The following is a 22425-nucleotide window of genomic DNA, read 5'->3' on the forward strand; positions in this document are numbered from 1 at the left end:
GAACATAACTAGTTGAGCCAGTTGTTCGGCACCAGTCGAGAAAATCGTTGCCGAATGGATCGCCGACGTCCCCCTACCGCGACGGATCAGGCCTGCCTGATGAGCGCGAGGGACTTCTGACGCATCTCGACCTTGCGCACCTTTCCCGTCACGGTCATCGGAAACTCGTCGACGACGTGCACGTACTTCGGGATCTTGTAATGCGCGAGCTTGCCGGTGCAGAACTCGCGCACCTTCGCCGCGTCCAGTGGTTCGGCACCGTCCTTCATCCGCACCCACACCATCAGCTCCTCGCCGTACTTGGCGTCGGGCACCCCGATGACCTGAGCGTCGAGGATGTCGGGGTGGGTGTAGAGGAACTCCTCGATCTCACGGGGGTACACGTTCTCACCGCCGCGGATGACCATGTCCTTGATCCGCCCGGTGATCGCGACGTAGCTCTCGGAATCCATCACCCCGATGTCACCGGTGTGCATCCACCGTCCCGCATCGATCGCTTCCGCGGTCTTCTCAGGGTTGCTCCAATACCCCAGCATCACCGAGTACCCACGCGTGCAGAGCTCCCCCGGCGTACCTCGTGGAACGGTCGATCCCGTTGCCGGATGAACGATCTTGACCTCGAGATGCGGACCCACCCGCCCAACGGTCGACACACGCTGATCAATCGTGTCGTCCGACCGCGTCTGCAGCGACACCGGAGACGTCTCGGTCATGCCGTAGCAGATCGAGATTTCCCCCATGCCCATCTGTTCGATGACCTGCTTCATCACTTCCACCGGACACGGCGACCCGGCCATGATTCCGGTACGCAGGCTCGACAGATCAAACTGCGCGAAGTCCGGTTCGGCGAGTTCCGCGATGAACATCGTCGGCACGCCGTACAGCGACGTACACTTCTCCGCTTCGACAGCCTCGAGCGTCGATTTCGCATCGAAGGACGGCCCCGGAATGACCATGGTCGCACCGTGACTCGTACAGGCCAAGTTCCCCATCACCATGCCGAAGCAGTGGTAGAACGGCACCGGGATGCACACCCGGTCGTTCTCGGTGTAGTGGCACAGCTCTCCGACGAAGAATCCGTTGTTCAGGATGTTGTGGTGGCTCAATGTCGCGCCCTTCGGGAAACCTGTTGTTCCCGAGGTGTACTGGATGTTGATCGGATCGTCCGACGACAGCGCTCGCTGCGCGGCCGCGAGCATTGATGGATCTGACACGTGCGCGGCCACCCCGTCAGCGCTCAGCTGGTTCCAGTCGTCACTGCCCAGCAGCACCACCATCTGGAGGTCCGGACAGTTGGGCCGGACCGTCTCGATCATCGCCGCGTAGTCGGACGACTTGAACTCCGGTGCCGATACGAGCAGGCGAATCCCCGACTGCTCGAGGACGTACAGCAATTCGTGGGCCCGGTAGGCGGGGTTGATGTTGACGAGGATCGCACCAATCTTCGCGGTCGCATACTGGATCAACGTCCACTCGGGGCAGTTCGGTGCCCAGATTCCCACCCTGTCGCCCTTGGCGATGCCCCGCTTCAACAGCCCCACCGCCACAGCGTCGACGTCCCGCGCGAGTTCGGCGTACGTCCACCGGCGGCCCGAGGGTCGGTCGACGAGAGCGTCACGGCCCGCGTGAGCTTCCACCGTCAAGTCGAAGTCGTCTCCGATGGTATCGCCCAGCATCGGGGCATCCCACACGCCGGAGGTGTAGCTGGGGAGCGGCGTTGTCATCGCTGATTCCTCTCCAGGCGCCCCAGTTGACGCCTACGAAAAGCCGGTCGGCCGACCCTTTCCGCGGTCGAACTTACTCCTGGTTGAACTGTTCTACGGGCATACTTCGCGGCGAGGGGCGCCGGTCACCATGCGAGAACCGGATGGCCACTCAGTAGACGGAGTCGACCTGGTCCTCGATCACCGAACCGTCGACCCGGTGAACCGGCCCTTTGGTTCCGGCCGCGTCGACGAAGGCCGTGGACGAGCACGGGTACGGCTGCGACGCCTGTGCCTTCGGCTGCAGGAACATCGGGTTGATCAACCATTTTCCGTCACTGTTGTCGTAGGCATTGCACATCAGCTCGGGGTTGTTCCGATTGAGGACCAGCCGGGCCCCGGTCGCGTCACTGAGGAACGTCACATCGGTGCCCGTATCGCCGGCGGCGAACACCTGGCGCTCCTCGGAGGGCAGCGCTGCGAACGCGTCCGCACCGGTCACACCGAACACCACCTGGTTGACCTGGCACCGCTTTCCATCGACGTAGGGAACCACACCGTCATCACCGTCGGGTACATCGCCACACCCCACCAGGTGCCGGGTGATGATCCCGTTGTCGACGAGGGGGCGCACCCCCATCACCCGGTCCGGCTCGAATCCGAGTTCCTGAGCCCACACCCGCACGACCTGCTCGGTCGACGCGGAGATGATCCGGACATCGAAACCGTTGGCGCGGAGGGTGTCGATGAGATCCACCATCTGCGGGTAGTAGCGCACGGAAGCGTCCACCTGGTGAGTGCCGACCGTCTGCTCGGCGCCCTCCGGTGCCGCGAGGTTCTCGGCTCGCGCCGCCCGCGCGAAATCGGTGATGTCCTGCACCGAATGACCGCCCATGAGTTGCGCGAACCACGCGTATGAAGGGTCGTTGCGCCGGTGGTCGTAGCCGGCGAACGCGGGCTCCCCCGCGGTGGTCTCCCCGTCGAGGACGGCCAGAATCTCGTCCGCGCAATCGAGGTCGGAACCGGTCGGGAGTGGTTGCCCCGGTTCCACTTCCCCGCCGCACGCGGCGGCGAGCGCGGAGGCTGCCTGGGCCGTCATGTTCCGGTTCGTGGCCGTCCAGTCCCGATCCGGGGGTTGGAGGACCTTGTCGTTCTTGATCATCCAGTACGCGGTCGCGTAGCCGACGTCATTCTTGACCACGGTGTTGTCCCAGTCGAACAACGCCAGCGGGGCACCATCCGCCACATCGCCGCCACCCCCGCATTCGCCGGCGCGGGCGATCAGTTGATCAAGTTCCTGCCGGTTGTCTCCGTACCATTCGAGGGTCGAATCCAACGATCGGCAGGAACTGATCTCTCCGGCCCGCGACCCTGCCGCTTCCCCGCTGCCCGACGTGCATGCGGCGGCCAGCAATGTGAGCGAGAGCGAGAGTGAACCCATCCACATGGATCGGGCACGTAACGACTTCATGACTAACCTCATCTCCGTACGCGCTGCCCACTTCACAGCGCGTTGACTTGGATTGGACCGAACAGAGGGTGCGAGAGGGTCGAGGGGCTCACTCCAGGCTCACAACCTCGCCGGGGGGCAACTGGTTCGAGCGGGAAGTGTCCTTCAGGTCGACGCCTGACCGGCCCAGTCTCCGCGCTCCGGCAATGAGGCCCGCCACCACGCGGGCTGCATGCTGGTAGCCGAGCCCCTCGGGGGGATGGATGTTGGAGACGCAGTTCCTGTCCGCGTCAGTGCGTCCGGGCCGGGGTAGATGCGTGAGATAGACGCCGACGCTGTCCGCTACCGACAGCCCCGGCCGCTCCCCGACCAGCAGGACGAGCGTCTGCACCCCCATCGCGTGCGCGATGTGGTCTCCGAGCGCGACCCTGGCTTGGGTTGCGATCACAGGTGCGGCCAGCGTGTAGGTTCCGTCGAACTCCGTGACCAGGGCGGAAAGGAGCGAAACCCCGTGATCGTCGAGTGCCCTCGGCGACAGACCGTCGGCGAGAACGAAACCCACCTCGGCGTTCCCTGCTTGCACCGCCGACAGATCGGCGGGTGTGCGGCCCAGGTCCGGTCGCCGTAGGTACTCCCCTCGATCCGACGCCTTACTGGTGACCACCACGGGCCGGCCCAGGCCGACCGCCTCGACATGGTCCACCAACACCTCAGAGTCCAGCGGTTGATGTACGGCATCACGGGCCGCGGCGTGCGCCGAACGCAACTCGAGCACACGCTCGGTCGGAAGTGCGTCGCCCGCCCGGCCGAGTCCGATGCGCGCCTGCGTCGTGGCGCGCAGTTCATCCCAGAAGTCTTGCCGAGCAGGATCACTCATGGCGCCCCGTCAGGACCCGGAGTGGCGAGGCTGCCGCATCGACCGGGAGAACCCTGCCTACGTCATCGACCATGCCGAGGCGACGCATCCAATCCTCGAACTCCGGAGCGGCCCGAAGTCCGAGCACCTGACGCGCATAGAGGGAGTCGTGGAAAGACAGGCTCTGGTATCCGAGCATCACGTCGTCGGCGCCGGGCACCGTGATGACGAAGGCGGTACCGGCCACTCCTAGCAGAGTGAGCAGCGTGTCCATATCGTCCTGGTCCGCTTCCGCATGATTGGTGTAGCAAACATCGACGCCCATCGGCAGACCCAGCAGCTTCCCACAGAAGTGATCTTCGAGTCCCGCCCGGATGATCTGTTTGCCGTCGTAGAGGTATTCCGGACCGATGAACCCCACGACCGTGTTGATCAACAGCGGTTCCAGGTCACGGGCCACCGCGTACGCCCTCGCCTCGAGGGTTTGCTGGTCGACGGCGCGGCCACTGATGCCGAGATGCGCTCCCGCGCTGAGCGCCGAACCCTGACCGGTTTCGAGATACATCACGTTGTCCCCGACGGTTCCCCGCTTCAGCGAACGGCCGGCCGCGTTGGCCTCGCGGAGCAACGAGATATTCACGCCGAACCCGGAATTGGCGCCCTGCGTACCGGCGATGGACTGAAAGACGAGATCTACCGGTGCACCCTCGGCGATCAGGCCCATCGTGGTGGTGACGTGCGACAGAACGCACGACTGCGCGGGAATGTCGAAGCGTTGCCGGATGTCGTCGAGCAGGCGGAGCAATTCTGCGGTCGCATGGGGCGAGTCGGTGGCCGGGTTGATTCCGATCACGGCGTCACCGCAGCCGAGCAGCAGACCATCGAGAGTGGCGGCCGCGATTCCGCGCGGGTCATCGGTCGGATGATTCGGCTGCAAACGCGTTGCGAGGCGCCCGGGTACACCGAGCGTCGTCCGGAACCCGGCCGTCACCGTCACGGCCCGCGCAACCGCGATGAGATCCTGGTTGCGCATAATCTTGCTGACCGCCGCCACCATCTCCGGGGTGAAACCGGGGGCGACGCGGCGGAACGTCTCCGCCGCGTCCTCCCTCGCCGCGACATCGAGCAACCAGTCGCGGAGTCCACCGACCGTCAGATGCGAGATCTCAGCGAACGCGACCCGGTCGTGCGAATCGATGATGAGTCTCGTGACCTCGTCATCCTCGTACGGCACGACAAGCTCGTTCAGGAAGGTGCCGAGAGTGACGTCAGCAAGAGCCCACTGCGCCGCAGCGCGTTCGGCGTCCGACGATGCGGCGCACCCTGCGAGTTCGTCCCCGCTGCGGAGCGGTGTCGCCTTCGCCAGCAGGTCGACGAGTCCGTCGAACGTGTATCCGACTCCTGCTACCCCGTGGCTGTAGATGGTCATTCCAATTCTTCCTCCGCCTCTGCAAGAACAGCAAACTCCTCATCGGGCGAATTGGCAACGAGGTGATGCCGGCTGTATAAGCCGAAGTAAGCCATGAACGCGACGAATGCGATAAACGTCCACAGTGCCGCGACGGGATCGACGAGGAAGGTGGCGATCACCGCGGCAGCCGCGATCACAAGCGCGAACGACGTGGTGGCGATGCCACCCGGCGTGCGGTACGGGCGATTCATCTGCGGCTCGCGCTTGCGCAGGACGATGTGGCTGACCATCATCAGGACGTAACTGACGGCTGCTCCGAACACCGCCATGTTCAGCAGCATCGCGCCTGCACCGGTGAGCGAGAGCACGAATCCGATGACACCCGGCACGATCAATGCGAGTGTGGGTGCCTTGCGGGAGTTGGTGATCGACAGGTTCCTCGGCAGGTAGCCGGCACGCGAAAGAGCGAACGTCTGCCGCGAGTACGCGTACATGATCGAGAAGAAGCTCGCGACCAGACCGGCTAGGCCGATGTAGTTGACCACCTTCGCGGCGGTTCCATCACCGAGGGCCTCGACCAGCGGGTTGCCGGAGTCCGCCAGGCCAGCGGCTCCCATCGCGCCCGTCGCCAGGAACAGCACGACAGCGCCCGTGACGATGAGGATCAGCATGCTCATGATGATTCCGCGCGGAACGTTCTTCTCCGGCTCACGCGCCTCCTCCGCGGCGAGCGGGACGCCTTCGACGGCGAGGAAGAACCAGATGGCGAACGGAACGGCAGCCCAGATCCCGAACAGGCCGAAGGGCAGAAAGGTAGATGCGCCCACCGCATCGGTCGGGGCGATGTCCGTCAGATTGCTCACATCGAACATGCCGATCGCCGCGACCGCGAAGATCACAAGACCGACCAGCGCTATCGCCGTGATGACGAACATGGCCTTGAGAGCCTCACCCGCACCCGTCAGATGAATTCCGATGAAGATGGCGTAGACCGCCAGGTACACCCACCAGCCGTCGGTGATGCCGAACAGGTTCAGCGATTCGACGTAGCTGCCGATGAAGGTGGCGATCGCCGCGGGTGCGATCGCGTACTCGATGAGAATGGCTGTGCCGGTGGCGAATCCACCCCAGGGACCGAGCGCGCGTCTCGCGAAGGTGTAACCGCCGCCAGCGGCGGGCAGTGCGGAGGACATCTCGGCCATCCCCAGGACCATTGCCAGATACATGCCCGCGATGACGACGGCGGCAATCAGCAGGCCGCCGAATCCCCCCTCGGCAAGCCCGTTGTTCCATCCAGCGAAGTCACCGGAGATCACGTAGCTGACACCGAGACCGGCGAGCAAGACCCAGCCCGCCGAGCCCTTTCTCAGAGTGCGCTTCTCCAGATAACTGCTGTCTTCCGAGTGGAAGTCGGCGGCATCGTGATGTTGGACCGCTCCGGAATTCTTGGATACTTCTACTCGTGACATTCCGTCCCCCGTGTCGGCCGTTTCGCTGCGGCGCGGTCGCGCCGCAGCGAACCCTAGGTGCGATGCGTACACGCCGTGTCAACGGATCGTGACGACGACGTAAACCCCAGAAATGATTCCCTACAAGGTGTTACAAATTGACGCGCGAACCCGGAACCGGACACGCGTCGACTGCTTCGGCGACCACTTGCGGTTCGAGTGATGGCGCAGGCCGCCAACCCTGCTCCCATCTCTCGCCGACGATGACATCCTCGGCGGAAAGTTGCTCGTTCTCGTCGGGAGAGAAGGCGCGAGCACGGCTGAGAAACCTCATGCCTTCTGGACTTTCGAGGCTGAACCCGGAACCGCGACCCGGCACGACGTCGAGCACCAACTGAGTGTGCTTCCATACCTCGAACTGCGAACCGGAAATCCACACCGGCACAGCATCGGCGCCTTCGGGCCGGGTGGACGGCATCTCTCCGGCACCGAGACGCAGATCGAGGACACCGAGCAGCACGTCCCGGTCGCCGACGATGAACTCGCCGTCGGGGTAGCACATGGGCGCGGAGCCGTCGCAGCACCCACCCGACTGATGCATCATCAGTGGCCCATGGATACCGCCGAGGCGGCGGAGAAGTTCCACCGCCCCGGCAGTTGCCTTCAGGCGACCAGGCGCCCGGGCCTTGTCCATCAGAAGAAGCCCTGGGCCTTCTGCGCGTAGCTGACCAGTAGGTTCTTCGTCTGCTGGTAATGCTCGAGCATCATCAGATGGTTCTCACGGCCGATACCGGACTGCTTGTAGCCACCGAACGCTGCGTGCGCGGGGTACTGGTGGTAGGTGTTGGTCCACACCCGACCCGCCTGGATGTCGCGGCCCGCCCGGTAGGCGACGCCGCCATCCCGCGACCAGACGCCGGCACCTAGGCCGTACAGAGTGTCGTTGGCGATCTCGATGGCCTGGTCGTAGTCCTTGAACGAGGTAACGGAGACGACGGGGCCGAAGATCTCCTCCTGGAAGATACGCATCTTGTTCTGTCCGGTGAAGATCGTCGGCTGCACGTAGTAGCCGCCGGACAAATCGCCGCCGAGCTCGGCACGCTCACCGCCCGTGATGACCTTGGCGCCCTCACCCTTGCCGATCTCGATGTAGGAGAGGATCTTCTCGAGCTGGTCGTTGGATGCCTGGGCACCGATCATGGTGTCGGTATCGAGGGGGTTGCCCTGACGCACGGCCTTGGTGCGGATCGCTGCCATCGCCAGGAACTCGTCGAAGATGTCCTCCTGGATCAACGAACGCGATGGGCAGGTGCACACCTCACCCTGGTTGAGGGCGAACATCGTGAAGCCCTCGAGCGCCTTGTCCTGGAAGTCGTCATTGGAGGAAAGCACGTCGGAGAAGAAAATGTTGGGACTCTTGCCACCGAGCTCGAGAGTAACCGGGATCAGGTTCTGCGACGCGTATTGCATGATGAGGCGACCGGTGGTGGTCTCACCGGTGAACGCGATCTTCTTGATCCGCGGGCTCGACGCCAGCGGCTTGCCCGCCTCGACACCGAATCCGTTGACAATGTTCAACACACCCGCCGGCAGCAGATCGCCGATGATCGAGATCAGGTGCAGGATCGACGCCGGGGTCTGCTCGGCCGGCTTGAGGACGACGGCATTGCCCGCCGCGAGCGCCGGAGCAAGCTTCCACACCGCCATGAGGATGGGGAAGTTCCACGGAATGATCTGGCCGACGACGCCCAGCGGCTCGTGGAAGTGGTAGGCCACGGTGTCGGAGTCGATCTCCGAGAGGGCGCCTTCCTGTGCTCGGATCGCGCCTGCGAAGTACCGGAAGTGGTCGATGGCCAACGGAATGTCGGCGTTCAGGGTCTCCCTGATCGGCTTACCGTTGTCCCAGGACTCGGCCAGCGCAATGGACTCGAGGTTCTCCTCGATGCGGTCGGCGATCTTGTTGAGAATGATCGCGCGCTCGGCGACCGACGTCTTGCCCCAGGCCGGAGCGGCAGCGTGCGCTGCGTCGAGGGCCAGTTCGATGTCCTCCGATGTCGAACGTGCGACCTCGCAGAACGACTGCCCCGTGACGGGGGTCGGATTCTCGAAGTACTGGCCCTTGACTGGCGCGATCCACTGGCCGCCGATCCAGTTGTCGTAGCGCGATTGAAAGGACATGATGGCGTCAGGTGAACCCGGGCGGGTATACACGGTCATGGGTGACTCCCTGGTGTAGTGAATTTTTTGGGTGTGACTCACAACACTACTGGCCGTACCGTTGCAACTACGTTGCGTACTGCCGATCGAACAGATCGATTCGCGACTTGACCTGCACATGAAGGGGTGAATGCGGGTCGAGGCCTGCCAGGTACGCCTCCCACGCCACAACGTCCCGCCTGCCGTGGACGGATGTCGTCCACTGGGCCAGGAGCTGCTGATCGCCCTCACGCAGCATCGCCGCCTGCACCCGTGCCCACAACTCCTCGCGAAGGTCCTCCACTCCCGGCGCCTCCGATCCGGGGAGTACCGGACCGGAGTAGACGTCGAGGGCCGAGGCCAGTTCGCCGCGGTCCAGAGCGCCGCGCACCTGTCGCACGTCCGATCCCAACTCGGTAAGTAGTCGATAGGGCCGTGAACCGAGATTCGAGGGACCGAAAACCTTACGCAGACGAGACATCTCAGCGCGAATGGTGACAGCATCGAGTTCGCTCTCGTCGAGGAGGACTGCAAGACGATCCGAACTCAGCCCCTCCGGATGCTCGGCCAGGAGCAGGAGAATCTCGGCGTGCCTTTGTGACAGCGGAATGCGTTCACCGTCGCGCAGCAGGCTCGGACGTCCCAATCCGAGCACCTCCAACCGCAACACGGTGTCGGCCAGCGCACTCCGCGAATGCAGCAGATGCAACCGCAACTCTGCCTCGGCGGCCGCGACAGTTGCCCTGATCAACGACAGAACCTCGGGCACAGCCACCCGCGGCCCACCGGTGATGTCGATGGCACCGACGATTATTCCCGTGGCCGGGTCGTGAACGGGGGCCGCCGTACAGCTCCAGTCGTGTGCCTGGCGGATGAAATGCTCCGCCCCGAATATCTGCACGCAGTGATCGAGTGCCAGCGCAGTTCCCGGCGCGTTGGTACCGACAGTGTCCTCACTCCAGTCGGAACCTTCGACAAAGTTCATCTGCAGCGCGCGGTCCTTGGCCGAGGAATCACCTTCGACCCAGAGCAAGTGACCCTTCTCGTCCGCGATGGCCACCAGCAGACCGGTGTCGGCGGCGTCCTCGACGAGAAGTTTGCGCACTACCGGCCGAATGATCGACATCGGATGCGCCGCCCGGTATGAGGCCAGATCTACGCCCGACCGATCGACGGACCGCGCCGACCCGTCCGGATTCACTCCCTTTTGTGCGCTGCGGATCCACGAGTCCAGGACGACGGATCGGACGGACTTCCCATCCTGGTTGTCATCGACAGGCCTGTGATGGTCGACGAACAACCGATGCGCCGAGGACACTCGGCGTGCACGCAGAGCGACGTCGTCCCCTGGGCGCAACGCGACCCACGGATTGCCCCGCTTGGGCGGTTGATTCTCCATCGAAATCCTCCACGGCGTGTCTGAATACTGTAACTCGGGTCACACTGGGCTGGGTCATCCCCTCCGTCATTCCGCCAGGAAGATGCTGATGCGCTCGGCGACCATGACCGCTGTGGCGTGCGGGCCGCGGCTGGGAACCACAGGGAGCACCGAGGTGTCGGCGATGGTCAGTCCTTCCACACCCCGCACGTTGCCGCGTTCGTCCACGACTGCGGTCGCATCGTCACTCCCCCCCATCCTGCAACTTCCGCACAGGTGGTGTGACGTCCCAAGATGGGCGAGCGCCGAACGGTCGGACACCTCCTCGTACAGCGGCACGACAAGCCGACTCATGGCCGGCGACTGGAGAAGATCCAATCCGATTGCCTGCCCTTCGCGCATCGCCCGCCGGTCGGATACCGACTGCGCGTAGCGGTATTCGATGTACGGACGGTCGCTGCGATCGTCTGACGTCAGCCGAATGTCACCCCGGCTCTCGGTGACCATCAGACCGACCCCGAGAACCTGATCTCGCTGCCCAGATCCCGGGACAAGGACGTCGAACGGAGCCGTATAGGGACGGATCTCGATGTCGCCGGTGTTCAGGACCGTCTCGACCACCGGACTTGTGTCATCACGATGCAATGAACCACGGACACGATACGGAAGGGCCACTTCCGGATGATCACTGAAATCGCTGCCCACCCCTGGCGCGTCGAGAATGACGGAAATATCATTGTCCCTCAAATGATCAGCCATACCAATTCCGGAAAGCATCAACAGGATCGGAGTTTCGATGGGCCCGGCCGCGAGGACGACTCGCCGGGAGTGAATCCTCCGCCGCACTCCTTCGGTCTCGACCTCGACACCGATTACCTTGTTGCCGGAGAAGAGAATCCGCACGACATCGGTGTTCGACTCGACCGTCAGGTTGGGTCGATTCCACGCAGGCAGCAGATACGCCATCGCGGTACTGACTCGAACACCACCGTCGACGTTGAGTGGCACCGGACCGACACCACCGCCGCCGGTGCCGGTGCCGTTCTTGTCGGGCTCCTCCGGATACCCCCTCTCCAGCGCGGCGTCCCGAAACGCTTCGCTGATCTCGCTCCACCGCTCCGCGGGCTGCCTGCGCACCGGCATCGGCCCCGTCTTGCCATGCCACGGCCCGTCGTAATCGATGTCGCGCTCGAGTGCCCGGAACGTGGGCAGTACGTTCTCGTACGACCACGACCCAGGCCAGAGATCGAAGTCCGTGCTCGTTCCTCGAATGAAGTACGCACCGTTGACAGCTCCTGACCCGCCCAGGACTCGGCCGCGCACCGTCGTCGAGCGCACACTCGACGCCAACTCGACACCGTAGATCTGTGCATAGGCACTGCCCGCACCCATCGGCACGACTCGATAATCCCGTACGGGACAGTCGAGCATCGACCGATACCCGGGTCCGGACTCGAGCAGGAGAACCGATCGATCGGGATTCTCGCTGAGTCGCGCCGCCACGACACATCCGCTCGAACCTCCACCGACGACCACGACGTCTGCGACACGAATCGGATCGACCACTACCGCTTCAACCGCGGCTTCAATGCGTCGAGGTCGCGGGCGACCAGCGCACCTTTCCAGAGCCCGGCACCGTAGGCGATGTCATCCATCCGCTTGAACACCGTGTGCCGCAGCGGCCCCAGTCCCCCGGGCTCACGGTGCGTGGCCCAGTCGGCAACCCCTTCGGCGACCGCGACGGCCAGAGCGATGCGACGAATCCGTCTCGAGACCAACACAGCCAGGATTGTGATCGGCCAATAGTGGCGACACAGCGCGGACGCCAACTGCCACGCGCCTCCGACGAAGCCCTGCGCGGCAAGGATGGCGGCGATGCGGGTGGGCTGGTCGATCGCCGTGAACATCCGGCGCAGACGCAGCAACATCATGGCGAGGGTGGCGACGGCTCCCAGAAGACCCAGCCGAGTACAACTGGCAGCGGCGACGCATGCAAAGAAGGTCCACGGCGACATCGACAGAGGAGCGACCTTGCCGACGTGCCTTGCCGCGAGGGGCGCCGCACCGGTTCCGTAGAACATCTTGCGGTCGAACCATTTTCCGAACGACACCCGGTGGTCGTGTGCAACGTGGGCCACCGGTTCGTAGCGCAACCGCCAACCGGATTCCTGCAGTCGCCAGCACAAGTCGACGTCCTCGGCGACGTGCATGGACTCGTCGAAACCGCCGAACTCTTCGAGAACCTCGCGTCGGGCGATCACGGCGGCGCTCGGAACGTAGGACACCGCGCTACCGGACTGGACCGCTGACTCCCGACGTCCCAGGTCGAGTGAGGAACGGGCATGCTCATACCGTGCGAGGGTGCTCGACTCGGGTTCGAGAGCCACTATCCTCGGCGCCACGAGAGCGACCGCCGGATCACTGAAGTGGCCGAGCATGACCTCGATCCAGCCCGTGCGGGGTAGGACGTCGGAGTCCAGGAACGCCACGAACGGGGTCGCAGCGTGACGCAGACCGGTATTCCGTGCTGCGGCTGGGCCTTTCGCGGTCTCATGTCGCAGGACGGTGACACGACCACCGCACCTGTTCTCCAGCGCGGGGACCACGATCGGGACGTCGGACCCGTCGTCGACGACGATCACCTCAATACTGCGGAGCGACGCCAGGACCCGGTGCAGACCGGACACGTTGTTCTTCACCGGAATGACGACCGTGACATCTCGGGGTGAGGGCGTGCTCATGGGTCGGGGGTTCGCGACGCCCGAGTCGAGGAGTCGGCGCGCGACCACCGCGGACACCGAGTCGACGACCTCGAGGTAGCCGTCGCCGATCATGGCCGCGGCGGTGGGTGCAAGCTTCAACATCCGAGTCGGCGAACCTCCGATGAGAACTCGACCTCCGGAATATGCGCGAACCTTGGGGTCGATTCGGATCCCGAATCCATCGGGAAGTCGAGCTTGGCGCATCAGAGGATGGTATGCGGATCGGAGATTGCTGGCAGGGCATGCCGAAAATTGATTGGCACGGCACTCCGGAAATTGGTGGTCAGGGGGTGCAGAAAATTCGTCCTCGGCAACTCGAAGACGCCCGTACACATCATGTGAGCCTCCCGTCAAGGTCCGGTTCCCACCGGAGCCTTCCATCTGGGCCCGGCTCCCACCGGGCTAGTGCCTTGGTGACGCGTTCGACAAGTGCGCTGAAGAACTGTTCCCCCTCCGCGGCCGTGGCGCCTGTCGGGTCACCGAGCACGCCGTTGGCGGACACGGTGACCATACCGCCTTCACGCAGTCGGGGGAGCAAGCTTGCGATAGGTTCTTTGTTCCCGGGCTCGGCTCTGGACATCCGCACGCGACCGGGTGAAAGGTGCAGCAACAAAGACGTTTCCGTCCGACCTGCGTGCGCGTCGGCGCCTGGCACTGCACACGGCACCCAGGCAACGTCGCGGGCCTCGAAGCGTAGCAAGGTGACAGCCTTGACCAGCGCGGGTCCGTTTCCGCCGTGGCCGTTGATGAACAGGACCCTCCCTGCCCACCTGCACGCCGACCTACCGTACTCGACGAGAACCGATTCCAAGGCCTGCGAGCCCAGCGACACGGTTCCCGGAAACTCCTCATGCTCGCCGCTCGCGCCATATGCGATAGCCGGCGCGATGAGTACGTCGGAGAGGGCGCGCCCCACCGCCGACGCGATCGCGGTATCGGTGTCGAGGGGAAGATGCGGGCCGTGCTGTTCGAGCGAGCCGACAGGGACGACCACCGTCGACGCGCCCCGCCCCATCTCGGGCCACACGGCGTCAGCAAGTTCTCCGGAGTCAGGCACCCGTCGATGGTAGGTGACAGGTGGTGACTACCAGCCCGTGTTCAAGATCGAACCGCGATTCCGGAAGTAGTCATCGCCGTCATCGCCTTCTTCCGATTCGAGACGCCCGGCGGCTGAGCGAGTGGCCTCGTACTCCGCATCGATCTGACGACGCCCCTCCGCCGCCAGCGCTTCCTTCTCGTCCTCCGTCATTTGCGCAGCTTCGTCGACCGCAGCCTCGGCGTACGGCCGGAACACCTCCGGGAAATTCGTCGTCGTCACGACATCGCGCAGGCTCTTCTGGCCGCCGAGAACCTCGAGTAACAATCCGCGCATCGCAGGGTCGGGCGACTTGTCGGCCAGCATCTGAACCGACTTCCGCAACTGGGCGGCCAACGCTGGGTCGTCACGCAACACTCCCAACAGCGGTTCCTGGTTCGGTTGCACGTCACGCACCCCCGAATTGATAGGAGGACGTCGGAAGCGCAGGCAGCGGAGTGTCTTTAACCGTGCCCAGGTAACCCGCCATCAAACCTACGGTCGCCTGTGCGCCAGCCCAGGCACGTCCCAACCACTTGTGAATCATGCCGACGAAATCCCACGCCCTCTTCGCCATCAGTAGTGCCGATGCGAGGAAGGCAAGGGCTGCGGGAGCGCCTAACCCTGACGACGCTGCAACTACCGAGGCGGCAGCGCTGACAGTAACTCCGATCAGCGAGTCGATAAGCATGCCTATCAAGTCCTTGATCGACTCCGATGCTTCGTACACACCCATCGAGGTCTGGTCAAGCTGCTTGGCCATGCTGCGAATCGCGCTGCTCTGACGCCCGACTACCTCACTCAACTCAGAGAAGTAACGCTCGGCCTCGGCGGCCGCTTCGCCCTTCCACGACTCCCTGGCAGTCGACGTCGCGGACGAGAGTTCCTTAGCCATCAGGGTGTTGAACTCCGCAAGGCCTTCGAGAGATTTCCCCGCGGTTTGCACGGCCTGCCAGTCACCGGCCAACTGGTCGGATACGATCGCCCACGGGTCGTTCGTTCCGACCATGTCGCAGAAGACCATGGCCTCTCCGACTAGGTATGACGGGCCGGTCAGTGAACCGTCCAGTGCGTTCTCGAGGAGATTTGGTACCGGGTCCTCCGCAACAGGCGTCGTCAGTGCCGAGGTGGGTTCGGTCATGACAACCCGTTCCCGACCGCGGCGAGCCTGGCGGCGTTTGCCGGTTCCTGCTCACGATAACTTGACGCCGCATCGGCAAGATTCTGCGCCGACCCTTCGGTCAACCGTCGAAGGGAATCAAGGTTCGCGACGAGTACATCGCGCATGTCGTTCACCTGCGACAGAACCGGCTGGAAGATCACACCAACATCAGAAGCATCGAGCGTCAACCACTGCTCCACATGATCGGCAGCCCTCATGCATTGGCCCGACAAGTCCTCTGTTCGGCGCGCAAAACTAGTCAGTTCTTCGGGATCTACTTTCAGAGTCATTTCGCCCCCTCCTCGAGGACCGGATGAAGGTACCAGTCCGGCGATGCTGCGAGCATGGCACCTCCATGTCACCGGATTTGGAGAGGTGACAGTCGATATCGCATCATCAACCTCGTGCCCGAACCGTCCGTTTCATTCCCGCTGCGCCACGTCTCCACCCCCAACCCCACCGAGCTGGGACGCAAGCACTGGCGGGAACTCGATGTCGAACTACCGTCGGTCTGCGTGCGACACGGCGCACCCGGAACGTGGACATTCAAGGCGCACTTGATGTCACGGCCACACCTTCCCTACGACGATCTCTCGTGGCCGCGCAAGCTCCTCCACGGTTTCCTCCGACCGATGGCGCAGTGGAAGCGCAAAGAAAAGCGACGCTCTCGCAGAATCTGGGTGAAGAAGACGCAGTGGGCAGCTTGCCTGTCATGTCGGCAGTACCGCTCGAGGCGACGGGTCGTGAGCCTCGCCTTGATCGTCCCCGCAGCTCTCACCATCACCGGACCCCTCTTGCCACTGACCGATCGGATGCCGGAGGGTTCTCAGCCCTTACTGCTCTTTCCCGGGCTTGTACTGGCTATAGCTGCAGTCAAGAGCATGTCCACCATCTGGGAGCTCACCGGAGCCAGAATTCCCGAGGCGGGCACCGAAGTGGTGGTTCGGAACCCGCATCCCGGCTTCGCGCGGGAGGCAATCACCTTGGGGGCAAGACAGCTTCCAGAAAGGGTCGATCCGGTGCGGTGGTGGGTGAGGCGCGAGGCGCTGTAGCTGTCTGGGGCGTGTTCCTCCCGAGTGCGCAAAACTGCGGGGAAAGTGCAGGCCGTGTCCTGCACAAGTGCGCAGGCACCAATGAGGACCCGGCCCACAACTACCCCGACTCAATACCGAAGGTCACTCCTTCCGTCTAGCGGACAAGCGCGATTCCTATGCTGGGTCCGTCATCTTGGAGCTGGACAAGCGGACTGTTCAGCCACGTTTGTGGCGTCGTGTGGTACGTCAACCGCGCAAAGGGTTGGGGCCAAGGGGTCTCGAGCCGGCGCATGTTGACCACAATGTCGCTCTGGTTGTGTCTGTCGACGACGTAGAAGTTGTCCGGTGCGGTAGCGCCGACCGTGACGAACTTCGTTGTCGGCGAAGTCAGGGCGTCGACCTCGTATACGCGCCGGTATTCGGTGGCGTAGATCGCGCCCATCTTCGTTGCTGAGACAACCACGATTTGACCGGCCTCGTAGATTGGGAATCCCGCGTTGCGGGCGGCGATGAGGGCGTCGACGGGCAGCGTCGTCGATGCGGTGCTACCGCCGTCCGAGACACTCGCCACGGCCGCGGTGATCGGCGCCAATGGATTCGCGCTCGGCGCGGCGGATGCGGGTACCGCCGCACCTGCGGCTACTACCGCGGAAAAAGCTGTCGCAGCGAGCAGTTGCTTCAACCTACGTGTGTTCATGATGATCCCCCATTTTTCTCGTCAGCTCTGGACCGGATTCAAGATCCAGAGTTGTGGGACGTCGGCATTGAGCGATGCCGGATCGTATTGATATCGGATCTTCTGCAACGGGCGTCCTCGGCGCTGAGCCTTCGGTCAAACGCTATATGGATCAAGGTTCGCCACGAGGGCTTCGTGCATGCCGCTCACCCGCCACAGAACCGGCAGGAAGAGTGCACCCACATCGGACATATAGAGCGATAGTCAGTGCTCCATATGATCGACATCTGTTTCCAGCGTCATTTCGCCCCCTGCTTGATGATTCAAGTGAAAGTACCATCTCGACGAAATCACGGGCTGCGTATCTCCCCTGCCAGCCGGTTTGCCAAGGTGATCGCCGATATCGGAGTGTCTTCAGCGTGCCGGATCCGTCCGTTCCTTTCCGAGAGCGCAGACCTGCAGGGGACGTGCGGGTAGCGTCCTGCGGAAGTGCGCACTCACCGAACCCTCCCTACAGCGACAACGCGACCTGCTCGCCCTCGATGATGGCGGAGTGCGCGCGTCGGGGCGCCAGGACGTCGCCGACGCGATGTGTCTCGATACCGCTGCCGGACAGCGCCTTCCAGAGCTCGTCCTCCGGCCGCTGATGCGCGGAGGACACCACCCAGTCGGCGACGAACCGCGTCGACCGTCCGGTCGGATGGTGCAGGAGTGTGACCGCGAGCCTGTCCCCGGCAACCGCCACGCAACCGGTCGGCACCACGTCGGTCATCTGGGTGATGCCCTTGCGGTGCGCCCGCCGGTTCCAGCCCTCGAAGTCCAGTGTGATATCGAGATCCTGCCCGACGATCATCCCCGGTGTGCAGATGGTGACCACGCACCCGGCGTCAGCGGCGAACTCCGCCATGGACGTTCCCTGATGGAAGCCCAGTTCGTCGACCACCAGCACGGTCCCGGACGGATGCGCGCGTCCTTCCAGAACATCGCGGACATCCACGACCCGACCCGGCGTGCCCGCCCATCTCGGATGCTGCGGACGCGCACCAGTCGCGAGCACGACGACGTCGGGACAGCCCTGCGCCACGAATTCGGCGGACGCCTCGGTGCCGGTGCGCACGTCCACCCCGTGCCGAATGCACTCCGCTTCCAGATCGAGAACGAGATCGAGCAACTCACGCCTGCCCGGCACGACCGCCGCCGTGCGTACCTGTCCGCCGACGGCGTTCGCGCGCTCGAACAGAGTCACGCGGTGACCGCGCTGCGCGGCGGTTGCTGCGGCCTTCAATCCGGCCGGTCCGCCGCCAACCACGAACACGCGCCTGCCGCGAATCGTCGGTTCGGGCAGAGGCGTCGACTCCTTGCCTGCGCGGGGGTTGACAACGCAACCCAGCCACCGTCCGAGGCCGACGCGACCGACGCATTCCTGGTTGCACGCCAAGCACGTTCGGATTGCGGCTTCTTCGCCGGCCAGCGCCTTCACGGCGAAGTCCGGGTCGGCGATCTGGCCGCGCACCACCCCGATCAGGTCGCAGTGCCCCTCGGCAAGGGCCCGGTCGGCCTCATGCGGATCCTTGAAGCGCCCGACGCCCACAACAGGAAGGGAAACCCGCTGCCGGATGGCGTTCGGGATGAACAACGCATACCCGCGGGGGACGGCCATGGATGCCTCGATCATGTGCAGCGTCTCGGTGGCCATGCCGATGGATGTGTTGATGTAGTCGACCCGGCCGTCCGCCTCGACGAGCGCGGCTACCTCCACCGCCTCGTCGAGTCGTACCCCGCCGTCGAACAGGTCCTCCCCCGCGAGTCTGACCCCGAGTGCGCGTTCCGGGCCGATCGCTTCACGCACGACCGCGACAACCTCGAGGAGGAACCGGGCACGGTTGCCGAGCGATCCCCCGTATCCATCGGTGCGCAGATTCGTGGCGGGCGCGAGGAAGCTTCGCACCAATGAGGAGTGGGAGCACTGCAGTTCGATTCCGTCGAACCCGCCCCACACACAGTGTTCGGCGACCCGCGCGTACCCGTCGACGAGCGTACGGATCTCCCGCTGGTCGAGCGCCTTGGGGACTTCGCGGAACAGCGGGTCGGGGACGGCACTCGGCGCCCACAACGGACGCCGGGAGTACATACTCGAACCCTGCCCGCCATTGTGGTTGATCTGCGCCAGGATCGGGACGTCGTGCGTGTGCACGGCGTCAGTGATGTACCGGTATCCCGCAACCACCTCCGGCCGGTACCCCGCAATCACCTTCTCGTACGGCCAGTCACCCGGATGAACGGCGTGTTCCTCGGAGATGATCAGGCCCGCACCACCCTTCGCTCGCGCCGCGTAATAGGCGGCATGCTGCTCGGTGGGCAGGCCCTCGACGGCGTAGCCCGTGAGATGCGCAGAGAAGACCACCCGGTTGCGCAGGGTCAGAGGACCCACACGCAACCGGGTGAACAGGTGGCTGTATGCCGGGGCACTCACACCTTGGTGGCGCCCATGTCCACGGCAACCTGACTGCCGGTCACCGTCCGCGAACCGTCACCGGCCAGCCACACCACCGCGTCCGTGATGTCACCGGTCTCGGCCAACGGGTGGTCGGTGAGGATCGATCCGAAGCTCGACATGTAGTGGGGATGCTTCTCGAGTATCGCGAGGCCACCCTGATCGTTGCCCATCAGTGTCTTCACGCCGTATGGGTGAATCGAATTGACCCGAATCCCGTATTCGCCCAACTCCTTCGCCGCAGCCTGGGTCAGGCCTACGAGACCGAACTTGGAGGCAGCATAATTCGCCTGTCCGGGAAGAGGCTTGATACCGGCGACGGAACTGATCACGATAATCGAGCCCCCGCGACCGCCCTCGATCATCGGCGGGACCGCGGCCTTCAGCGTCTTCCACGTGCCCGTGAGATTCACGTCGATCAGCGTCTCCCACTGCTCGTCGGGCATCTCCCAGAATCGGTTCCAGTTGCAGATCCCGGCGTTCGCGATCACGATGTCGAGTCCGCCGAACTGCTCGACCCCCCGATCCACGACGGCCTTCAGTTGCGTACTGTTGCGCACGTCGGCCTGCTCGGCCAGAATCTTGCCGCCCTCTGATTCGACCAGGCGCACCGTCTCGGCCAGATCGTCCTCGGTCGCCGAATCGTAGGTGTTGTACTCCGACACCGGACCGCAGATGTCGACGGCGATGATCGTCGCACCCTCCCGAGCCAATCGCACCGCGTGAGACCGCCCCTGGCCTCGGGCGGCACCGGTGATGAGCGCGATTTTGCCTTCGAACTGCCCCATGAAATAATCCTATCTCTCGTTGACGAGGGTGTACGGATTGTGATTCAACTCGGACCGCCTACCGCCTACCGCCTGTGCGCGGTCGCGTTCAGCGCCGCTAGGCGGCCCTCCCGGATCGATTCGAGGAGTGTTCGCGGAGCCACGCAGTCGCCTATTCGCACTGCATCCGGACGCGAGACGCCGAGCATGTCCTCGGGGAGACGATGCGAGCAGTCGACCAGCACACTGCACGCCGCTACCGCTTCAGCACCGGTATAGCGGTTCCGGATCCGTACACCTGCGCCGTCGATCGAAACGATCCGGCTGTCGAGACGGCGCGTGACCCCAGCCCGCTGCAATCGGGTGTTGGCGTCGGCCAGATCACCGGTCATCCCGAGCCTCGAACCTACGACGGAGTCCTGTGTAACGATGCTCACTTCGCGCCCGCGCGCCGCGAGCCATTTGGCGAATGCCACGCCGGCGGGTCCGCCGACCGGGTCGAAGACGACCACGGGCCCCTCCCGTAGCGCCGCTCCGTCCAGCACTTCGGCGGCGCCGAGGCACTGAGCATGCCCCTCGAAGGGGAACGGGAGCGGGCGTGGTTTGCTTCCGGTGGCCAGCACCACTGTTGCACCCTCACGTTCCGCGGCGTCGAGGTCGGCCTCGGATACCGTCGACCCGAAACGGAATTCAACTCCGAGCCTTCGGCATTCGGAGTGAAGCCAGTCGGTCAGCGCCTCGAGGTGGGGCGCAGCGGCAGCGGTGACCCGCACCAGTCCGCCGAGGCGATCGGACGACTCGGCCACAGCTACGTGGTGACCCAGGAGCGCGAGGACGCGGGCCGCCTCGAGACCCGCCGGTCCCCCTCCCACAACGAGCACCGCACCCGCGTCGACGTCCGGAACCTCCTCGTCCGGATCGATGGTCTCGTACCCGGCCGTCGGATTCGAAACGCAAGTGATGACGGGATTGCGGAGGTCGAGCACCTGGCATGTCTGGTTGCACAGGACACACGGCCGCGGCGTCTGGCCGCGCCGGATCTTGGCGACGAGGTCGGGGTCCGCGATCTGGGCCCGTGTCATCTCGACGAGATCGGCCACCCCCTCGTCGAGCGCGTACTGGGCGGCGGACGACTCGACCACGCTGCCTTGGAGGACGACCGGCACCGCTCCGTCGACGGCCGTGCGAATGTCTCGGCAGAGCGCCGTGTTGAATGATGCCGGGCGGTGAAAGTCGGGGCGGTACGCGCTTGCCGACATCGGCCCGCCCCTCACAGCGACGAGCAGGTCGAGTTCCTCGGCCAGTTCCCGGGCGTATCCGGCGGCGACCGCGGGCGTGATTCCCGCCCACGGCGCAATCTCGTCGCAACTGAGCCGCAGCGACAGCACGCGGCCCGATCCCAATTCTTCTCGGACAGCAGCGACCACCTCATGCACGAGCCGCACCGGGTCGGCCCCGTACTCGTCTTCGCGCAAGTTGGTCAGCCCCGACAAGAATTGTCGCAACAAACCTCTCGGCCCGGCATCGAGTTCCACGCCGTCCACGTCCGCGGAGACCGCGGCAGCGGCCCCGACACGGAAGGCTTGCACGAGGCTGACGATCTCGGACTGCTCCATCTGCATCGGCAACTCGCGGGAGATCACGTCGGCAACCCGCGACGGCCCCCACAAGACCGCCTGCGAATAGGCGCTCGATCCCTGCAACCCCGTGTGACCCAGTCCTGCCAGCACCAGAGTGCCGTACGGGCGGCAGGCCGCGACCACGTCCCGCCAGCCTCCGGCACACTCGGACGCGAGTGGTGCCCGCTCGTAGGGCCAGTCGGAGTCGTGCACCGACGCCACCTCGGTCACCACGATGCCGGCGCCACCGCGCGCCCGACGCCCGTAGTACGCGACGTGACGCGGCGAAAACCTTCTTCCCACACCTAGATTGGTGGGGTGCGGACCCAGAAGCACCCTGGACGGGGCCCGGCGCCCGGCCAGGGTGATCGGGTCTGTCAACTGCGCAGACATC

19 protein-coding genes are annotated in these 22425 nt (G+C 64.5%); 1 reads left to right on the forward strand and 18 read right to left on the reverse strand.

From position 1 onward, the window contains the following. Window positions 1-86: 86 nt before the first annotated feature. The 14 genes from RM2_RS03200 to RM2_RS03265 all read right to left on the reverse strand — a co-directional run bounded on the left by RM2_RS03200 (window position 87) and on the right by RM2_RS03265 (window position 15731). On the reverse strand, window positions 87-1724 hold the full coding sequence (locus RM2_RS03200; RefSeq protein WP_072687383.1) for an AMP-binding protein: 1638 nt from the start codon (window positions 1722-1724) through the stop codon (window positions 87-89). 151 nt (window positions 1725-1875) lie between these two features. Next, the gene (locus RM2_RS03205) at window positions 1876-3174 is read right to left on the reverse strand and encodes an HAD family hydrolase (protein WP_245813713.1); all 1299 of its coding nucleotides are present in this window, start codon (window positions 3172-3174) and stop codon (window positions 1876-1878) included. Between the two features lie 88 nt (window positions 3175-3262). Next, window positions 3263-4030, reverse strand: coding sequence for an ethanolamine ammonia-lyase subunit EutC (gene eutC / locus RM2_RS03210; RefSeq protein WP_072687384.1), 768 nt, complete (start codon window positions 4028-4030; stop codon window positions 3263-3265). After that, window positions 4023-5438 (reverse strand): ethanolamine ammonia-lyase subunit EutB, encoded by a 1416-nt coding sequence (locus RM2_RS03215; protein WP_072687385.1) that lies wholly within the window; start codon window positions 5436-5438, stop codon window positions 4023-4025. Before RM2_RS03215 ends, eutC begins: the two co-directional genes overlap by 8 nt. Further along, window positions 5435-6889, reverse strand: coding sequence for an ethanolamine permease (eat, locus tag RM2_RS03220; RefSeq protein ID WP_072687484.1), 1455 nt, complete (start codon window positions 6887-6889; stop codon window positions 5435-5437). Before eat ends, RM2_RS03215 begins: the two co-directional genes overlap by 4 nt. Before the next feature lie 130 nt (window positions 6890-7019). Continuing rightward, on the reverse strand, window positions 7020-7562 hold the full coding sequence (locus tag RM2_RS03225; protein ID WP_072687386.1) for a DUF779 domain-containing protein: 543 nt from the start codon (window positions 7560-7562) through the stop codon (window positions 7020-7022). Continuing rightward, window positions 7562-9085 (reverse strand): aldehyde dehydrogenase, encoded by a 1524-nt coding sequence (adh, locus tag RM2_RS03230; RefSeq protein ID WP_072687387.1) that lies wholly within the window; start codon window positions 9083-9085, stop codon window positions 7562-7564. The genes RM2_RS03225 and adh overlap by 1 nt, the downstream gene beginning before the upstream one ends. Before the next feature lie 67 nt (window positions 9086-9152). Continuing rightward, a complete protein-coding gene (locus RM2_RS03235) occupies window positions 9153-10463 on the reverse strand; it encodes a transcriptional regulator (protein WP_072687388.1) in 1311 nt (436 codons plus the stop codon). Between the two features lie 66 nt (window positions 10464-10529). Next, window positions 10530-12008, reverse strand: a complete 1479-nt coding sequence (gene mftG, locus RM2_RS03240) for a mycofactocin dehydrogenase MftG (RefSeq protein ID WP_072687389.1) — start codon at window positions 12006-12008, stop codon at window positions 10530-10532. Then, window positions 12008-13408: a mycofactocin biosynthesis glycosyltransferase MftF gene (gene mftF / locus RM2_RS03245; RefSeq protein ID WP_072687390.1), complete on the reverse strand. Its 1401-nt coding sequence runs from the start codon at window positions 13406-13408 to the stop codon at window positions 12008-12010. Before mftF ends, mftG begins: the two co-directional genes overlap by 1 nt. Window positions 13409-13538: 130 nt before the next feature. Further along, a complete protein-coding gene (gene mftE, locus RM2_RS03250) occupies window positions 13539-14261 on the reverse strand; it encodes a mycofactocin biosynthesis peptidyl-dipeptidase MftE (RefSeq protein WP_072687391.1) in 723 nt (240 codons plus the stop codon). A gap of 27 nt (window positions 14262-14288) precedes the next feature. After that, complete coding sequence (locus tag RM2_RS03255) at window positions 14289-14696, reverse strand: hypothetical protein (protein ID WP_072687392.1); 408 nt, start codon at window positions 14694-14696, stop codon at window positions 14289-14291. Continuing rightward, window positions 14689-15420, reverse strand: a complete 732-nt coding sequence (locus RM2_RS03260; RefSeq protein WP_072687393.1) for a WXG100 family type VII secretion target — start codon at window positions 15418-15420, stop codon at window positions 14689-14691. Before RM2_RS03260 ends, RM2_RS03255 begins: the two co-directional genes overlap by 8 nt. Continuing rightward, a complete protein-coding gene (locus tag RM2_RS03265) occupies window positions 15417-15731 on the reverse strand; it encodes a type VII secretion target (RefSeq protein WP_072687394.1) in 315 nt (104 codons plus the stop codon). The genes RM2_RS03260 and RM2_RS03265 overlap by 4 nt, the downstream gene beginning before the upstream one ends. A gap of 114 nt (window positions 15732-15845) precedes the next feature. On the opposite strand from RM2_RS03265, the gene RM2_RS03270 reads away from it, so the two are divergent. Further along, entirely contained in the window at window positions 15846-16493 is a 648-nt protein-coding gene (locus RM2_RS03270) for a hypothetical protein (RefSeq protein WP_072687395.1), read from the forward strand. A gap of 136 nt (window positions 16494-16629) precedes the next feature. Here RM2_RS03270 and RM2_RS03275 read toward each other — a convergent pair whose 3' ends face one another. The 4 genes from RM2_RS03275 to RM2_RS03290 all read right to left on the reverse strand — a co-directional run bounded on the left by RM2_RS03275 (window position 16630) and on the right by RM2_RS03290 (window position 22424). Further along, window positions 16630-17172 (reverse strand): hypothetical protein, encoded by a 543-nt coding sequence (locus RM2_RS03275; protein ID WP_072687396.1) that lies wholly within the window; start codon window positions 17170-17172, stop codon window positions 16630-16632. A 490-nt stretch (window positions 17173-17662) separates the two neighbouring features. Next, on the reverse strand, window positions 17663-19624 hold the full coding sequence (locus tag RM2_RS03280) for a mycofactocin system FadH/OYE family oxidoreductase 2 (protein WP_072687397.1): 1962 nt from the start codon (window positions 19622-19624) through the stop codon (window positions 17663-17665). Further along, window positions 19621-20433 (reverse strand): mycofactocin-coupled SDR family oxidoreductase, encoded by an 813-nt coding sequence (locus RM2_RS03285; protein WP_072687398.1) that lies wholly within the window; start codon window positions 20431-20433, stop codon window positions 19621-19623. Before RM2_RS03285 ends, RM2_RS03280 begins: the two co-directional genes overlap by 4 nt. Window positions 20434-20498: 65 nt before the next feature. Next, entirely contained in the window at window positions 20499-22424 is a 1926-nt protein-coding gene (locus RM2_RS03290) for a mycofactocin system FadH/OYE family oxidoreductase 1 (RefSeq protein ID WP_072687399.1), read from the reverse strand. Between the last annotated feature and the right edge of the window lies 1 nt (window position 22425).

Origin of the sequence: Rhodococcus marinonascens NBRC 14363, from assembly GCF_001894885.1 — a bacterium.
GTDB classification, from domain to species: domain Bacteria; phylum Actinomycetota; class Actinomycetes; order Mycobacteriales; family Mycobacteriaceae; genus Rhodococcus_F; species Rhodococcus_F marinonascens.

What these genes read in the sequence shown, in the direction of transcription:
- RM2_RS03285 (WP_072687398.1), bottom strand. Translation starts at nt 20,433, where the DNA reads ATGGGGCAGTTCGAAGGCAAAATCGCGCTCATCACCGGTGCCGCCCGA.
- RM2_RS03205 (WP_245813713.1), bottom strand. Translation starts at nt 3,174, where the DNA reads ATGAAGTCGTTACGTGCCCGATCCATGTGGATGGGTTCACTCTCGCTC.
- RM2_RS03225 (WP_072687386.1), bottom strand. Translation starts at nt 7,562, where the DNA reads ATGGACAAGGCCCGGGCGCCTGGTCGCCTGAAGGCAACTGCCGGGGCG.
- adh (WP_072687387.1), bottom strand. Translation starts at nt 9,085, where the DNA reads ATGACCGTGTATACCCGCCCGGGTTCACCTGACGCCATCATGTCCTTT.
- RM2_RS03275 (WP_072687396.1), bottom strand. Translation starts at nt 17,172, where the DNA reads ATGAACACACGTAGGTTGAAGCAACTGCTCGCTGCGACAGCTTTTTCC.
- RM2_RS03235 (WP_072687388.1), bottom strand. Translation starts at nt 10,463, where the DNA reads ATGGAGAATCAACCGCCCAAGCGGGGCAATCCGTGGGTCGCGTTGCGC.
- RM2_RS03290 (WP_072687399.1), bottom strand. Translation starts at nt 22,424, where the DNA reads ATGTCTGCGCAGTTGACAGACCCGATCACCCTGGCCGGGCGCCGGGCC.
- RM2_RS03215 (WP_072687385.1), bottom strand. Translation starts at nt 5,438, where the DNA reads ATGACCATCTACAGCCACGGGGTAGCAGGAGTCGGATACACGTTCGAC.
- eutC (WP_072687384.1), bottom strand. Translation starts at nt 4,030, where the DNA reads ATGAGTGATCCTGCTCGGCAAGACTTCTGGGATGAACTGCGCGCCACG.
- RM2_RS03260 (WP_072687393.1), bottom strand. Translation starts at nt 15,420, where the DNA reads ATGACCGAACCCACCTCGGCACTGACGACGCCTGTTGCGGAGGACCCG.
- RM2_RS03200 (WP_072687383.1), bottom strand. Translation starts at nt 1,724, where the DNA reads ATGACAACGCCGCTCCCCAGCTACACCTCCGGCGTGTGGGATGCCCCG.
- eat (WP_072687484.1), bottom strand. Translation starts at nt 6,889, where the DNA reads ATGTCACGAGTAGAAGTATCCAAGAATTCCGGAGCGGTCCAACATCAC.
- RM2_RS03265 (WP_072687394.1), bottom strand. Translation starts at nt 15,731, where the DNA reads ATGACTCTGAAAGTAGATCCCGAAGAACTGACTAGTTTTGCGCGCCGA.
- mftF (WP_072687390.1), bottom strand. Translation starts at nt 13,408, where the DNA reads ATGCGCCAAGCTCGACTTCCCGATGGATTCGGGATCCGAATCGACCCC.